General features: G+C 70.7%; 12 protein-coding genes. 3 read left to right on the top strand and 9 right to left on the bottom strand.

Features of this window, described 5'->3' with window-relative positions; genetic code table 11:
* Nucleotides 1-196 precede the first annotated feature (196 nt).
* The 5 genes from IE278_RS08095 to IE278_RS08075 all read right to left on the bottom strand — a co-directional run bounded on the left by IE278_RS08095 (nucleotide 197) and on the right by IE278_RS08075 (nucleotide 6912).
* Nucleotides 197-1036 (bottom strand): carbohydrate ABC transporter permease, encoded by an 840-nt coding sequence (locus IE278_RS08095; protein WP_189770215.1) that lies wholly within the window; start codon nucleotides 1034-1036, stop codon nucleotides 197-199.
* Nucleotides 1033-2415 carry an ABC transporter permease gene (locus tag IE278_RS08090; protein ID WP_189770213.1) on the bottom strand — a complete coding sequence of 461 codons (1383 nt, stop codon included), beginning with the start codon at nucleotides 2413-2415 and terminating at the stop codon, nucleotides 1033-1035. Before IE278_RS08090 ends, IE278_RS08095 begins: the two co-directional genes overlap by 4 nt.
* A 5-nt stretch (nucleotides 2416-2420) precedes the next feature.
* Complete coding sequence (locus IE278_RS08085; RefSeq protein WP_189770211.1) at nucleotides 2421-3746, bottom strand: ABC transporter substrate-binding protein; 1326 nt, start codon at nucleotides 3744-3746, stop codon at nucleotides 2421-2423.
* 45 nt (nucleotides 3747-3791) lie between these two features.
* Nucleotides 3792-5465, bottom strand: a complete 1674-nt coding sequence (locus IE278_RS08080; RefSeq protein ID WP_189770210.1) for a glycoside hydrolase family 13 protein — start codon at nucleotides 5463-5465, stop codon at nucleotides 3792-3794.
* Between the two features lie 172 nt (nucleotides 5466-5637).
* Nucleotides 5638-6912, bottom strand: coding sequence for an ABC transporter substrate-binding protein (locus IE278_RS08075; protein WP_189770209.1), 1275 nt, complete (start codon nucleotides 6910-6912; stop codon nucleotides 5638-5640).
* A 174-nt stretch (nucleotides 6913-7086) separates the two neighbouring features.
* Between IE278_RS08075 and IE278_RS08070 the strand changes: the two genes are divergently transcribed.
* The 3 genes from IE278_RS08070 (at nucleotide 7087) to IE278_RS08060 (ending at nucleotide 10846) form a co-directional block, all read left to right on the top strand.
* Nucleotides 7087-7602, top strand: a complete 516-nt coding sequence (locus IE278_RS08070) for a PadR family transcriptional regulator (RefSeq protein WP_189770208.1) — start codon at nucleotides 7087-7089, stop codon at nucleotides 7600-7602.
* Complete coding sequence (locus IE278_RS08065) at nucleotides 7599-8432, top strand: ABC transporter ATP-binding protein (RefSeq protein ID WP_246570136.1); 834 nt, start codon at nucleotides 7599-7601, stop codon at nucleotides 8430-8432. The genes IE278_RS08070 and IE278_RS08065 overlap by 4 nt, the downstream gene beginning before the upstream one ends.
* Nucleotides 8433-8554: 122 nt before the next feature.
* Nucleotides 8555-10846, top strand: a complete 2292-nt coding sequence (locus IE278_RS08060; RefSeq protein WP_189770207.1) for an ABC transporter permease — start codon at nucleotides 8555-8557, stop codon at nucleotides 10844-10846.
* Nucleotides 10847-11086: 240 nt separating this feature from the next.
* On the opposite strand, the gene pgi is transcribed toward IE278_RS08060, so the two are convergent.
* The 4 genes from pgi to tpiA all read right to left on the bottom strand — a co-directional run bounded on the left by pgi (nucleotide 11087) and on the right by tpiA (nucleotide 14783).
* On the bottom strand, nucleotides 11087-12742 hold the full coding sequence (pgi, locus tag IE278_RS08055; protein WP_189770206.1) for a glucose-6-phosphate isomerase: 1656 nt from the start codon (nucleotides 12740-12742) through the stop codon (nucleotides 11087-11089).
* Between the two features lie 301 nt (nucleotides 12743-13043).
* Nucleotides 13044-13379 (bottom strand): RNA polymerase-binding protein RbpA, encoded by a 336-nt coding sequence (locus IE278_RS08050; protein WP_003957010.1) that lies wholly within the window; start codon nucleotides 13377-13379, stop codon nucleotides 13044-13046.
* Between the two features lie 236 nt (nucleotides 13380-13615).
* On the bottom strand, nucleotides 13616-13846 hold the full coding sequence (gene secG, locus IE278_RS08045; protein WP_189770205.1) for a preprotein translocase subunit SecG: 231 nt from the start codon (nucleotides 13844-13846) through the stop codon (nucleotides 13616-13618).
* A gap of 160 nt (nucleotides 13847-14006) precedes the next feature.
* On the bottom strand, nucleotides 14007-14783 hold the full coding sequence (gene tpiA / locus IE278_RS08040; protein ID WP_189770203.1) for a triose-phosphate isomerase: 777 nt from the start codon (nucleotides 14781-14783) through the stop codon (nucleotides 14007-14009).
* Between the last annotated feature and the right edge of the window lie 3 nt (nucleotides 14784-14786).

The raw sequence follows: 14786 nt of genomic DNA, 5'->3' as shown, positions 1-14786 counted from the left end.
CTTTCTTCGCCCCCGCCGCCCCTACCCGTTCCCGTCCACGAAGGGGGCTGCGCCCCCTCGCCCCCCTTTGCGCAGTTCCCCGCGCCCCTGGGGGCGGTCTTTAGGGGCGCGGGGAACTGCGCAGCGGGGGCGAGGGGGGCGCAGCCCCCATGTGGTGACGGGTTGGGTAAGGGCGGCGGGAGCGAGGGGAATTCGGCTATTTGACCGAGCCCGCCATCACCCCCTGCACGAAGTGCCGCTGGAACGCGAAGAACACCGCGACCGGCACCACCAGCGACAAGAACGCCCCCGGCGCGAGCACATCGATATTGCTCCCGAACTGCCGTATCTGCGACTGCAGTTCAACAGTCAACGGCTGCGCGGAACTGTCCGCGAAAAGCAGCGCGACCAGCATGTCGTTCCACACCCAGAGGAACTGGAAGATCGCGAGGCTCGCAAGCGCCGGCCGCCCCACCGGCAACACGAGCCGAGTGAAGATGCGCCACTCCCCGCCCCCGTCCATCCGCGCGGCCTCCAGCATCTCCTTGGGCATCTCCGCGAAGTAGTTCCGAAGAAGGAAGATCGCGAACGGCAGCCCGTACGAGACGTGGAAAAGGATGACCCCGGGAATCGTGCCGAACAGCCCCAGCTGCCCGAAGAGTTTGGCGACGGGCAGCAGCCCGATCTGCACGGGCACCACCAGCAGCGCGACCACGACCAGGAACACGGTGTCCCGCCCCGGGAAGTCCAGCCACGCGAACGCGTACCCGGCGAGCGCGGCGATCACGACGACCAGCAAGGTCGTCGGCACCGAGATCAGCACGGTGTTCCAGAACGCCCGCGTCATCCCCGAATTGCCCAGCAGCGCCGAGTAGTTGTCGAAGGACAGCTGCCGAGGGCTGGTCAGCACGGTCCACCAGCCCCCCGTCGCGGTGTCCTGCGCGGACCGCAGCGACGACAGGAAGAGCCCGGCGAGCGGGGTGAGCCAGACCAGGCCGATCACCACCAGGAACGCCTGGACCAGGCTGTTGCCGAGCCCCCGCCTGAGCGCGTTCATCGTTGACTCCCTCGGAAGCGGCGGACGTTGAAGACCATGGCGGGGATCACCAGGAGCAGGAGCAGGACGCCGAGCGCACTGCCGAGGCCCTGGTTGTTGCCGCCGCCGAAGGACACGAGCCACATCTGGGTGGCGAGCACGGTGGCGTCCTCCTGCACGGGCCCCGGCGCGATGATGTAGACGAGGTCGAAGACCTTCATCACGTTGATCACCAGGGTCACGAAGACCACGGTGAGGACGGGTGCGAGCAGCGGCACGGTGATCCGGCGGAAGATCTGCCACTCGTTCGCGCCGTCCATCCGGGCCGCCTCCAGCGCGTCACGCGGCAGCGCGGCGAGCCCGGCCCCGATCAGCACCATGGCGAAGCCGGTCCAGATCCACAGGTAGGCGCCGATGATGGCGGGCGTGACCAGCGCGGGTCCCAGCCAGGAGATCCCCTCGTACGGCGGGGCGAAGTTGGAGCCGGGCAGCCGCACGGTGTACGAGCCGGGGTCCAGGTCGCCGAATCCGAACGACCCGTCGGCCGCGGTGGTGGTGCTCGCGACCGTCTTCCCGTCGCGCACCGCCTCTACGGCCATCCCCGGCAGCCCGCTCTCGGCCTTGTCGACCTCGCCCTGCTTGCCTCCCCCGCCGCGGGTGAAGTCCAGGTAGACGACACCACGCAGCTCGTCGGCGGACGCCTTCCGTGTCGCCGCCGGGAGCGCGGGCCGCGCGTCCACCGGAAGGTCCTCGGCGCGTACGCCGACCAGACCGAGCCCGACCGTGTCGCCCGGGGAGGCGCCGGCGCTCGTACCGTACGAGCCGTCGGCGCCCTTCGTCAGGCCCTGGCCGTCGCGGGCGCGGGCGGTCGGGTAGGACGACGCGTCCTTGAACGCGTCGTGCACGGAGACGACGGCCGCGTTCAGGACGCCCTTCTCGGGGTCCTCGTCGTAGGCGAGCCGGAAGATGATGCCCGCGGCGAGGAAGGAGACGGCCATCGGCATGAAGAGCAGCAGCTTGAACGCCGTCGCCCAGCGCACCTTCTCGACCAGGACGGCGAGGACCAGGCCGAGACCGGTGAGCAGGGTCGGCGCGATGACGACCCAGATGGCGGTGTTCCGGACGGCCTTGAGCGTGGCGGGATCCTGGAACATCTCGGTGTAGTTGTCGCCGCCCACGAACCGGTCGCCGGAGGCGTCGAAGAAGCTGCGGCCCACGGAGAACAGCACGGGGTAGACGACGAGGGCGCCGAGCAGGAGCAGCGCGGGGAGGACGAACGCGACGGCGATGATCCGGGCCCGGTGCCGCGCGCGCCGTCTGCGGTCACGGTCGGCCTGCGAGGCGGGCGCCGGACCCGCCTCTTTCTGGTCTCTCCGGTCTTTCACATCTGTGGAGGTCATGGCGATCAGTCCTGGTACGCCTTGGCGGCGGCCTTCTCCAGGGCGGCGGCGGTCGCCTTCGGGTCGGACGGGTCGCGCAGGAAGTCCTGGAGGAGCTTCCACTCGCCCGCGCCCTTGGTGCCGCCGAACGCGGCCGGGGCCTGGTCCGACATGTCGAAGCGGACCGAGTCACCGGCGTCCACCAGGGACCTGGCGGTCTCGCGGGTGATGTCGTCGCCGTAGGAGGCGAGGTCGAGCTCCTTGTTCGGGGAGAGGAAACCGCCGACCTCGGCCCAGACCGCGGACGCCTCGGGGGTCGCGAGGTACTCCAGGAACGCCATGGCGGCCTTCGGGCTCTTGCCGTCCTTCAGGACGACCGCCGCGTCGCCGCCGCTGACCACGGGCGCCTTGCCGTCGCCGACCGCGGGGAAGGGGAAGAAGTCCGCGTCCTCGCCGATCTTCCTGCCGAACTGGTCCTTGGCCACACCGGCCACGAAGTCGCCCTCGTAGACCATGCCCGCGGCGGGCTCGGGTCCGAAGACCTTCTCGACGGAGCCGGGGAAGTCGGTGTTCAGGGCGCCCTTCTGGCCGCCGGCTATCAGCTCCTTGTCCTTGAAGAGCTTGCCGAGGGTGGTGAGGGCGTCGACCACGGTCGGGTCGGTCCACTTGATCTCGTGGGCGGCCAGCGCGTCGTACTTCTCGGGGCCCGCCTGCGAGAGGTAGACGTTCTCGAACCAGTCGGTGAGGGTCCAGCCGTCCTGTCCGGCGACGGAGAAGGCCGCGAGGCCCGACTCGGAGACGGTCCGTCCGGCCGCCAGCATCGCGTCGTACGTCGTCGGCGTCTTGACGCCCGCCTCGTCGAGGGCGGCGGGGCTGTACCAGACCGTCGACTTGTGGGCGGCCTTGAAGTACAGGCCGTACAGGCTGCCGTCGACACTGCCGTAGTTCTTCCACACGTCGGCGTAGTTGGCGTCGACGGACTTCTGGGCGGTCGTGGACAGCGGCTTGAGCCAGCCCTCCTTCGCGAACTGCTGGAGGACGCCGACCTGCGGGACCATCACCACGTCGGGAGCGTTGCCGCCCTCTATCTTGCTGCCGACGACCGTGGAGACGTTGTCGCCGGTGGAGGTGAACTGCGTCTTGGCGCCGGTCTTCTCGGTGAACGCGTCCAGGACCTTCTGGAAGTTCTTCTGCTCGCTGCCGGACCAGACACCTGCCACGTTGATCGTCTGGCCGCTGAGCGGCTTGTCGCCGCCGCCCGCGGAGACATCGCCGCCTCCACAGGCGGTGGCACCGAGGGACAGGGCGAGGGCGGTGCAGCTCGCGAGCAGGGTGGTACGTCGTCGCATCATCGTTGATGTTCCTTCGTGAGAGCGGTAGCGGCCGGTGCGGCCGGTTCAGGGGTTGGTGCAGTCGCTGATCCACCAGGCGGCCGTCGAGCCGGGCAGGACGCCGGGCGCGCAGGGGCCGCTGGACAGCAGGGGGGTGCCGGAGACCGGCGCGGGCGTCGGCGCCGTACCGAAGTTGACGGCGCACACCAGGCCGTCGCCGCGGACGAATCCGAGGACGCCGGGCGGGGTGTCCAGCCAGCGCAGCGGCCCTTCGCCCAACTGGGGCATGCCGGCCCGCAGTTGGAGTCCGTCGCGGTAGAGGTGCCAGAAGGAGCGGGTGTCGGCGAGGGCGCGGTCGGTGGCGTACTCGGCGAAGTAGGCGGGCTGCGGCAGCCAGGGTTTGGCGCTCTCGGTGCCGGTGGTGAAGCCGAACGGCGAGGCGTGCCCCGACCACGGCAGCGGCACCCGGCAGCCGTCGCGGACCCGGGCCCTGCTGCCGGTACGGCGGTAGATCGGGTCGGTGAGCACGTCGTCCGGCAGATCGACGACCTCGGGCAGCCCCAGCTCCTCGCCCTGGTAGATGTACGCGGCGCCGGGCAGCGCCAGCATCAGCAGCGCGGCGGCGCGGGCGCGGGCGGCGCCCAGGCCGCTGCCCTCGGTGCCCAGTTCGCCGTAGCGGGTGACGGTGCGGACCTGGTCGTGGTTGTTGAGGACCCAGGTGACCGTCGAGCCGGTGCCCGCGATGTCCTGCATGGCCTCGGAGATGACCTTGCGGAAGGCGTCGGCGTTCCAGGAGGCGCTGAGCAGGTCGAAGAAGAAGGCCTGGTGCAGTTCGTCGTGGCGTACGTAGTGGGCGTGTTCGCGGGCGGAGGGCACTGAGACCTCGCCGACGAGCAGCCGCTCCCGGCCGTCGCGCGCGGTGTACTCCTGGCACACCGACCGCCAGTGCCGCCAGACGCCGTGCACCTCGGGCTGGTTCCAGGCGAGCGGGTTGACGGAGTCCCGGGTGCGGGCGTCGGCCATGGGGTCGGGCGAGTCGGGCAGGTCGGGGTGCTTGTAGAGGCCGGCGGCGACGTCGACGCGGAAGCCGTCCACGCCCCGGTCGAGCCAGAAGCGCAGTACGTGGTCGAAGTGGGTGCCGACCTCGGGGTTGCGCCAGTTCAGGTCGGGCTGCTCGGGCGTGAACATGTGCAGGTACCACTGGCCGGGCGTGCCGTCCGGCTCGGTGATCCGGCTCCAGGCGGGGCCGCCGAACATGGCGTGCCAGTTGTTGGGCGGCTGCGCCCCGTCGGGGCCGCGGCCGTCGGCGAAGTGGAAGCGGGCGCGGTCCTCGCCGCCCGGTGGCCCGGCGAGCGCCTGCCGGAACCAGGGGTGCTCGCTGGAGCAGTGGTTGGGGACTATGTCGAGGAGCACCTTGATGCCGAGCCGCCGGGCGTCCGTCATCAGCAGGTCGAACTCGCCGAGGTCGCCGAAGAGCGGGTCGACGTCGCAGTAGTCGGCCACGTCGTAGCCGTGGTCCTGCTGCGGTGAGGGGTAGAAGGGGCTCAGCCAGATCCCGTCGACCCCGAGCTTCTTCAGGTACGGCAGTCCGGCGCGTACCCCGGCGAGATCGCCGATGCCGTCGCCGGTGCTGTCGAGGAAGCTGCGGACGTAGACCTGGTAGATCACTGCGTCGCGCCACCAGTGGTGCGTGTCGATCGTCACCCGTTGACCTGTCTGTGCGTGCCTCCAGTTATGCATGCATGTTAAGTAGGCATGTCGCACGAGTGTCAACGAGTAGGCGGGAACGTCCCGCGCGTCGATGGTCTGTATGCGCTGCTATATCCGTACTTTTCAGCACGCGAGGGCGCCAGATGAGACGGGCGCGTTACCTAACATGAAACTATGAACTGCCGAGAGGGGGCGGGCGGGCTCAGCCTCGGCGGGAGATCTCCGCCAGCTCGCGCGCCAGGCGGCGCACCGCCGCCTCGGGCGTCTGATGCCCGGTCATCGCGTCGTGCACCACTGCCTGCACGGCCAGGCTGACCTGGTCGTAGCGCGGGCTCTTCGGGCGTGGCGCCGCCGCGAGGACGCTCGCGCGGAGCGTCGGCAGATAGGGGAAGCGCCGGATCAGCTCGGGATCCTCGTACAGCGCGGCCCGTACGGGCGGCAGCGCGCCCTTGGTGAGTACCTGGCGCTGTGTCCGCTCGCTGGTGAGGTAGGCGATGAGCCGGGCGGCGGAGTCGGGGTGCCGGGTATGCGCGCCGACCGCGAGGTTCGAGCCGCCGAGCACGCTCGCGCCCGGTCCGTCGGGCCCCGGCAGCGGCACCGCGCCGATCTTCCCGGCGACCGGCGAGCCCTCGGCGGAGGCGCCGACATAGGCGTACGGCCAGTTGCGCAGGAAGAGGAGGCGGCCGTCCTGGAAGGCCTGCTTGGACTCCTCCTCCTTGTACGTCAGCGCCCTTTTCGGGATCCAGCCGTCGCGTACTCCGCGGGCCAGGAAACCGATGCCCTCGCGCGCCGCGGCCGAGTTGACGGTGACGCGTTCGCCCTCGTCGCCGAGGATGGAGCCGCCCGCCGAGTAGACCGCCTCGGCCGCGTTCACCGTGAGCCCCTCGTAGGGCAGGAACTGGCCGGCGTAGCCGTCGAGTCCGTACTCCGGAGCGATGGTCCGCGCCTGTTCCTCCAGCTCGGCCCAGGTGCGCGGCGGGGCGACGCCCTCCTTGTCGAGGAGGTCCTTGCGGTAGAGGAGCAGTCCCGCGTTGGTGACGTAGGGGACGGCGTACAGCCGGCCGTCGTAGGTCGCGGTGTCCACGACCGGCGGCAGGAAGCCGTCGAGCGGGAAACGGTCCGCGGGCAGCGGGGAGATCCAGCCCGCGGCGGCGAACTCCGAGGTCCAGGCGACGTCGATGTTCAGGACGTCGAAGCGGCTCCGGCCGCCGCCGCGCAGGTCGGTGGCCATCTGCGCGTGGGTCTCGTCGGCGGAGTCCGGGAGTTCGACGAGGGTGACCCTCTCGCCGGGATGATCACGGTTCCAGCCGTCGAGCAGCGGTTCCAGATAGCCGGTGAGATCCCCGGCGGTGGCCAGCGTGAGCGGGCCCCGGCCGCCGCCGCGCGCCCCGTCACCCTGGGTGCCGGACGTGACGTAACCGGCCAGAACGACCGCCGCGACCAGGAGCCCCCTACCCGCGGCATGGATCCACCGCATAGGTTCCTCCCTGGTACACCCGGCTGCCGGGCACCTTCGCCCGGAGTCAGAGGCCATGTATACCCGTTAGGTATGGGCGATACTAGGGCCCGCGGCACATTGGCCCCGGACACGCGGGTCTGCGGCGCCTTTGAGGACTCTCGGGATCTACAGCGGAGGAAGGGGAGAGCACGAGTGCGGCTGCCCCTCCTGGCCCTGCTGGCACGCGGCCCGGCCCACGGCTACGAGCTCAAGCAGGACCTTGAGCAACTGCTGGGCTCCGCGTACCCTCAGCCGAACGTCGGCCAGATCTATGTGACCCTCGGCCGCCTCGAGAAGTCGGGACTGATCGAGGGCGAGGAAGTCGAGCAGTCGAGCCGGCCCAACAAGAAGATCTACCACCTCACCGACGCCGGACGCGAAGCACTGCGCGCCTGGTACGAGGAGACGGCGGACGAGCCACGCGTACGGGACGAGTTCTTCATGAAGCTCGCCCTGGCACCGCGGACCGGACTGGCCGACCAGATCGCCCTGATCAACAAACAACGGCGCGAGTACCTGAACACCATGCGCAATCTGTCGAAGCTCGCCGCGGCCGAGAGCCGGGACAACCGCATCTCCCAGCTGCTCATCGAGGGCGCCATGCTGCATCTGCAGGCCGACCTCGACTGGCTGGAACGCTGCCAGGAGGAACTGGAGGAGCTGGAATGAAGCGCGTCACTCCCCGCGCCACTTCCCGTAGCGCCACCTCCCGTACCGCTCCTTCGCCGGACGCCGAGGACACGCGCTCGCCGGGCGGCGAGGACACCCCGCTCCTTCGGGCCGAGGGCCTGGTCAAGACCCACTACGGCGAGGGCGCGCCCGCGCACGCCGTACGGGGCGTGGACCTCTCCGTACGGCAGGGCGAGTTCGTGGCCGTCACCGGCCCCTCGGGTGCGGGCAAGTCGACGCTGCTGCATCTGCTCGGCGGGCTCCAGCGGCCGGATTCGGGCAGCCTGTGGCTGGACGGCGAGTGCACCGACGCGTACAGCGAGGCGCGCTGGGCGGTCGAGCGCCGGCGCCGCATCGGCATCGTCTTCCAGTTCTTCAACCTGGTCTCGAACCTGTCGGTCGCCGACAACGTCGAGCTGCCCGCCCTGCTCGCCGGCCTCTCCCCCCGGCAGGCGCGCGCCGAGCGTGAACTGCTCCTCGACGAGCTGGGCCTCGCGGGCAAGGAGCGCAGCATGCCGGGCGAGCTGTCCGGCGGCGAGCAGCAGCGGGTCGCGCTCGCCCGCGCCCTGGTCAACCATCCGCAACTGCTGCTGGCCGACGAGCCCGCGGGCAGCCTCGACAGCAAGGGCACCCGCGAGGTGACCCGGCTGCTGTCGCGGTTCCACCAGCGCGGCCAGACGATCGTGCTGGTCACGCATGACGCACGGCTCGCGAGCGCCGCGGACCGGGTGATCAGCTTCTTCGACGGCCGGATCGCCGACGACGCGGTCCTCGACACCACGCCCGCGCGCGGCACCGGGATATCCGGCGTGCTGGAACTGAGGGACTGAGCGGCGTGCCCGAGCCCCTGCCGACGGCCTCCCGCCGGGCCCTGTCCGTCGTGACCGTCCCATCCGTAGCGTCTGTCCTGTCCGCCGTGTCCCGCGTCCCCGAGCCGAAGGGCTGAGGCGGCGTGCGGGCCACCCTGCGCTGGGCACACGCCGATCTTCGCTCGCATCGCGGCGAGGCACTGTTCATCGTGCTCGCCACCGCCGGGATCGTCGCCTCGCTGCTGCTGGCCACGGCGCTCTTCGGGTACGCGACCAACCCCTGGCAGCGGGTCTTCACCCAGTCCCAGGGCGCGCACATATGGATCCACACCAACCCCTCCGCCGACGCGGCCGGGCTCGCCGAACTCGACGGTGTCGCGTCCGTCGCGGGCCCGTATCCCACCGCCGCCGCGACACTCGCCTCACGCGGCACCCGCGCCTCCGTCGAACTGCGCGGCACCGCCGACCGGCCCACGACCGGCCGCCCGCTGCTCGCCTCGGGCCGCTGGCTCGACTCCGGCGTCCCGGACGGCGTGGTGCTGGAGAGCGGCCTCGCGCGGGCGCTGTGGGCCGAGCCCGGGGACACGCTCACCGTGCCCGGCACCGACCGGACCCTGACCGTGCTGGGCATCGCGGACAGCGCCGAACCCCGCTACAGCCCCGGCGAACGGCCGGGCCTCGTCTGGGCGCCCCCCGCCGTCGTACGGGACACCGACGGGCGCGGCGGCCAGGTGACCGGGCTACGGCTGACCGACCCCGACGACACGGACTACGCCGTCCAGCGCGCCGTCACCCTCCTCGGCGCCAAGGCCGTCACCGACGTCTCCCCCTGGCAGCAGGCCCGGGCCGAGGCGCAGGGCGGCAACCGGCTGCTCGGCCAGGTCCTCGGCCTGTTCGGCCTGGCGGCCCTGCTGGCCGCCGCGCTGGCCGTGCACGGCGCGATCGGCACCCGGATCCGCGGTCATCTGCGGGACATCTCGGTCCTGAAGGCGATCGGATTCACCCCCGGCCAGGTGGTACGGATCTTCCTGCTCCAGCATGTGGCGTTCGCGCTGCTCGGCGCCGTGCTCGCCGCGACCCTCATCCAGACCCTGGGCAGCCGCACACCGGGGCGTCTCGGGGACGCGGTCGGGGTGTGGCAGGGCCTGCCGGGGCACACGGCCGCGCTGCTCGGCGTACCCCTGGGCGCGGTGCTGTTCATCGCGGCGACGACCGGACTCGCCGCCTGGCGCGCCGGCCAGGTGCCTCCGGTCCCGGGGCTGCGGGCCGCGGCGCCGCTGGGCGGCGGCCTGTCCGGTCTGTCGCGCGGGGCGCTCGGACTGCGGCTGCCGTCGGCGCTGGTCCTGGGCTGGCACAAGGCGTTCACGCGCCGCTCCCGCTCGCTGGCCGCGGTGGCCCGGCTGGCCCTCCCCCTGCTCCTCATCGTCGTGGCCATGAGCGCCTGGACCACCATCGACCGTTTCCAGCACAGCCCGGACCGGATCGGCCTGGCGGCCGCGCTCACCGTACGCGCGGACGACACCCTCACCGATCCGGACGTACGGGCCCTGCTCGCCCGCAACCCGCAGGTCGCCGCGGTCCATCCGGGCGTCGAGGTGGCCGCGCTGGTCCCGGGCCAGACGGGCACGATCGCGCTGCGCGGGCTCGGCACCCGAGCGGACCCCTATCCGTTCGCGCTGGCCGAGGGCCGTCCCGCGCGCGGCCCCGACGAGGCGGTGGCCGGTCAGGGGCTGCTCGACCTGCTGGACGTACGGGTCGGGGACTGGGTGCGGATGACGGTCGGCGCGCAGCCGCAGATCCTGCACATCGTGGGGCGCAGCATCGAGCCGGAGAACGGCGGCCGGGTCATCTCCACCTCGCTCGACACCCTCCGGGAGAACGACCCGGGGCTCGAAGCGGCGCTCTACCAGCTCCAGCTGCGTCCCGGCGCCGACCCGCACCGGGTGGGCGCGGAGCTGACCGAGGCCGCGCACGGCGACCTCAGCGCGCACGCCGTGCCGAACCCGGCCGACGGGCTCTCACCGCTGCGCGGGGTCGTCGTGGGGCTCATCGCCGTACTGGCCCTGATCGGCCTCATCGAACTGCTCACCGCGATCGGGGGGACGGTCCGTGAGGGCGAGCGGGATCTGCTGGCGCTGAAGGCGATCGGGCTGACCCCGCGGCAGATCACCGCGATCACGGTGACGGCCACGGGGTGCACGGCGCTGGCCGCGGTCGTCGTCGGTACGGCCCTGGGGGTGCCGCTCGCGCACTGGCTGATCGACGCGCAGGGGAGGTCGAGCGGTATCGGCGCGGGGATCGCGCAGGGGCCGTCGCCCGCGCTCCTGCTCCTCTTCGCCGCAGCCGCCGTACTGGGCGCCGCGGCCCTCGCCGCGCTCCCCGCCTCCCGCTCGTCCCACCGCCGCCTCGCGGACACGCTCAGCGCGGTGGCTTGAACGGCCTCGTTCGGGTCCGGCGCAACTCCGCGGGCCGGTAAGGGGAACCGTTCGCGCAGTTCCCCGCGCCCCCAAGATGAAAGACAGGGGCGCAGCCCCGTCTTTCAGGGGCGCGGGGAACTGCGCGTCCAACCCCTACCGACCCGCGCGATCGACACGGCCCCGCCCCCACCCCCAAGGGGCGCGGGGAACTGCGCAACCGGCCCCGCCGCCCCGCAGGTCAGGTACCGGCCCGAGCTCCTAGGCCCGCCCGCGCAGCGCCCGGTACCTGTTCACCAGCGCCTTCGTGGACTCGTCCAAACCAGGAACGTCGGCCCCCTCCGTGAGCGCCGGCTCAACCCGCTTCGCGAGCACCTTGCCCAGCTCGACACCCCACTGGTCGAACGAATCGATGTGCCAGATCGCCCCCTGCACGAACACCTTGTGCTCGTACAGCGCGATCAGCTGCCCGAGGACCGACGGCGTCAACTCGCGCGCGAGAATCGTCGTCGTCGGGTGATTGCCCGCGAACGTCTTGTGCGGCACCAGCTCCTCCGGCACCCCCTCCGCCCGGACCTCCTCCGCCGTCTTGCCGAAGGCCAACGCCTGCGTCTGCGCGAAGAAGTTCGCCATCAGCAGGTCGTGCTGCGCCTTGAGCCCGTCGCTCAGCTCGGCGACCGGCTCGGCGAAGCCGATGAAGTCCGCCGGGATGACCTTCGTACCCTGGTGGATGAGCTGGTAGTAAGCGTGCTGCCCGTTGGTGCCGGGCGTGCCCCACACCACCGGGCCCGTCTGCCACTCCACCGGATTCCCGTCCCGGTCCACGGACTTGCCGTTGGACTCCATGTCCAACTGCTGCAAGTACGCCGTGAACTTGGACAGGTAGTGCGAGTACGGCAGCACCGCGTGCGACTGCGCGTCGAAGAAGTTGCCGTACCAGACCCCCAACAGACCGAGCAGCAACGGCACGTTGGACTCGGCGGGAGCCGTGCGGAAGTGCTCGTCGACCAGGTGGAAACCGTCGAGCAGTTCCCGGAAGCGCTCCGGACCGATCGCGAGCATCAGCGACAGGCCGATCGCGGAGTCGAACGAGTACCGTCCGCCGACCCAGTCCCAGAACTCGAACATGTTCGCCGTGTCGATACCGAAGTCGGCGACCTTCTCCGCGTTCGTCGACAGCGCCACGAAGTGCTGGGCGACGGCTTCCTGACCGGCCTTCAGCTCGGTCAGCAGCCAGTCGCGCGCCGAGGTCGCGTTGGTGATCGTCTCGATGGTGGTGAAGGTCTTCGAGGCGATGACGAACAGCGTCTCGGCCGGGTCGAGGTCCCGTACGGCCTCGTGCAGATCGGCCCCGTCGACGTTCGACACGAACCGGACCGTCAAGTCCCGGTCGGTGAAGGACCGCAGCACCTCGTACGCCATCGCCGGGCCCAGGTCGGAGCCGCCGATACCGATGTTGACGACGTTCTTGATGCGCCTGCCGGTGTGCCCGGTCCACTCGCCCGAGCGGACGCGCTCGGAGAAGCCGGACATCTTGTCGAGGACCGCGTGCACGGCCGGTACGACGTTCTCTCCGTCGACCTCCACGACCGCGTCACGCGGGGCGCGCAGCGCGGTGTGCAGGACCGCCCGGTCCTCGGTGACATTGATGCGCTCCCCGCGGAACATCGCGTCGCGCAGACCGGCCACGTCCGTCGCCGCGGCCAGCTCACGCAGCAGCCGCAGCGTCTCGTCGGTGACCAGGTGCTTGGAGTAGTCGACGTGCAGATCGCCCACCTGGAGCGTGTATGCGGCGCCGCGTCCCGGGTTCCGCTCGAACAGCTCGCGCAGGTGCGCCTCGGCGAACTCCTCCCGGTGCTCCGCCAGAGCGGTCCACTCGGGCGTCTGGTTGAGCCTGGTACGGCTTTCTGCGTTCATCTCGGACTTCCGCCTCTTTCTTGCCAGTGCTGCGTACCTTGCCCCGCTACCGGTCCCAACCTAATGGAGCGGGGTGACGCGAGTTGTCGTCCCGCCGTCGTCCGGCTCAACAACAGATACGTGCGGTTCACTCGCAGGTGTCAGCACGGCGGCGGAGAAGCCACGCGACCGGGGGCGTACGAAAAATACGCCGCGAAAAAAGAGCGTCCGGCACGAGACACAGCCGGCCGGACACCTCTCGGTGTCCGGCCGGCTCGCAACTCCTGGATCTCGCGCCGCTCCTGGATGCCGCGCGTCGCTCCTAGATCTCGCCCCGCAGTTTGGCGAGCGCCTCGGCGAGGATCGCCTCGCCGTCCGCGTCGCTGCGCCGCTCCCGTACGTACGCGAGGTGCGTCTTGTACGGCTCGGTGCGCGGCGGGTCCGGCGGGTTGTCCCGGTCCTGTCCGGCGGGAAAGCCGCAGCGGGGGCAGTCCCAGGTGTCGGGGACCTGCGCGTCGCTGGCGAAGCTGGGCTGCGTCTCGTGCCCGTTGGAGCACCAGAAGGAGATGCGCAGCCGGGGCGCGGACTCGCCACGCTCGGCCTCGCCCATCGGCCCCGCCCCGACCCGGCTTCCTCGGATCGCGTTGCCACTTGCCACGGTCGTAACTCCCTGCGTGATGGTGCCGCGAAGCGAGTCGGCGTGACGCTTCGCTGCGGGCGCCTCAGTCTACGTAAGGCCCAACGCGCGTCCAGTGATAGGAGTTACACCCCCGCGCACAGACGCAAGCCCCATGATAGGCCGCGCCTGCGGGCGCGTACCGGACATGGGGCCTTACGTGCGGAATGTGCTTGCGTAATGTGCGTTCGTGCTGTGGTGCCGGTGTCGGCCGGTGGTCAGTTGTTGACCTTCATCAGGATGCCGAGCACCACGATGCAGGCGAACCACAGCAGACCGACCACGAGGGTGATGCGGTCGAGGTTGCGCTCGGCGACCGAGGAACCACCGACGGACGACTGCATGCCGCCGCCGAACATGTCGGACAGGCCGCCGCCCTTCCCCTTGTGCATCAGCACCAGCAGCATCAGCAACAGGCTGAAGACGATCAGGGCGATCGAGAACCCCATAACCACGGCTGGACCAACTTCCTCGGACTTGGACGGACGAGTCTTGGACGGACGACGGGGGCCGGTGCTTCGGGTACGAAGCCGCCCGGCCCCCGCAAGGGTACGACGTAACACCGCTACCGCATACTCGCAGCTCGGCGCTTCACATCCGGAGCGCGCTCTACTGGTCGCGGAACCGGACGATCTTGACGAACTCGTCGGCGTCCAGGGAGGCGCCACCGACGAGGGCGCCGTCGATGTCGGGCTTCGCCATGATCTCGGCGACGTTGCCGGACTTCACCGAGCCGCCGTACTGGATGCGGACGGCGTCGGCGACCTCCTGCGAGTACAGCTCGGCGACCTTGCCGCGGATCGCCGCGCAGACCTCCTGGGCGTCGTCGGCGCCGCAGACCTTGCCGGTGCCGATGGCCCAGACGGGCTCGTACGCGATGACGATCGACTCGGCCTGCTCGGCGGGGACGTCCTTCAGGCCGCCCTCGACCTGGGTGAGCGTGTGCGTGACGTGGTTGCCCGCCTCGCGGACCTCCAGCTCCTCGCCGACACACAGGATCGGGGTGAGGCCGTGCTTGTGGGCGGCCTTCACCTTGGCGTTGACGATCTCGTCGGTCTCGGCGTGGTACTGGCGGCGCTCGGAGTGGCCGATCGCCACGTACGTGCACTTGAGCTTGGCCAGCATGGCGCCGGAGATCTCGCCGGTGTAGGCACCGGAGTCGTGCGCCGAGATGTCCTGGGCGCCGTACTTGATCTTGAGCTTGTCGCCGTCGACCAGGGTCTGTACCGAGCGCAGGTCCGTGAAGGGCGGCAGGACCGCGACCTCACAGGCGTCGTAGTCCTTGTCGGCCAGGGCGAAGGCGAGCTTCTGGACGTGGGCGATGGCCTCGAGGTGGTTGAGGTTCATCTTCCAGTTGCCCGCCATCAGCGGCGTGCGAGTGGTCATACG

Source organism: Streptomyces tauricus, assembly GCF_014650955.1.
GTDB classification, from domain to species: Bacteria; Actinomycetota; Actinomycetes; order Streptomycetales; family Streptomycetaceae; genus Streptomyces; species Streptomyces tauricus.
This window is presented reverse-complemented; position numbering and strand designations above follow the sequence as displayed.

Bases quoted from the DNA above. Each gene is read 5' to 3' on its own strand.
- IE278_RS08065 (WP_246570136.1), top strand. From the start codon at position 7,599: ATGAAGCGCGTCACTCCCCGCGCCACTTCCCGTAGCGCCACCTCCCGT.
- secG (WP_189770205.1), bottom strand. From the start codon at position 13,846: ATGGGGTTCTCGATCGCCCTGATCGTCTTCAGCCTGTTGCTGATGCTG.
- IE278_RS08075 (WP_189770209.1), bottom strand. From the start codon at position 6,912: ATGCGGTGGATCCATGCCGCGGGTAGGGGGCTCCTGGTCGCGGCGGTC.
- IE278_RS08090 (WP_189770213.1), bottom strand. From the start codon at position 2,415: ATGACCTCCACAGATGTGAAAGACCGGAGAGACCAGAAAGAGGCGGGT.
- IE278_RS08085 (WP_189770211.1), bottom strand. From the start codon at position 3,746: ATGATGCGACGACGTACCACCCTGCTCGCGAGCTGCACCGCCCTCGCC.
- tpiA (WP_189770203.1), bottom strand. From the start codon at position 14,783: ATGACCACTCGCACGCCGCTGATGGCGGGCAACTGGAAGATGAACCTC.
- pgi (WP_189770206.1), bottom strand. From the start codon at position 12,742: ATGAACGCAGAAAGCCGTACCAGGCTCAACCAGACGCCCGAGTGGACC.
- IE278_RS08095 (WP_189770215.1), bottom strand. From the start codon at position 1,036: ATGAACGCGCTCAGGCGGGGGCTCGGCAACAGCCTGGTCCAGGCGTTC.
- IE278_RS08080 (WP_189770210.1), bottom strand. From the start codon at position 5,465: ATGCATAACTGGAGGCACGCACAGACAGGTCAACGGGTGACGATCGAC.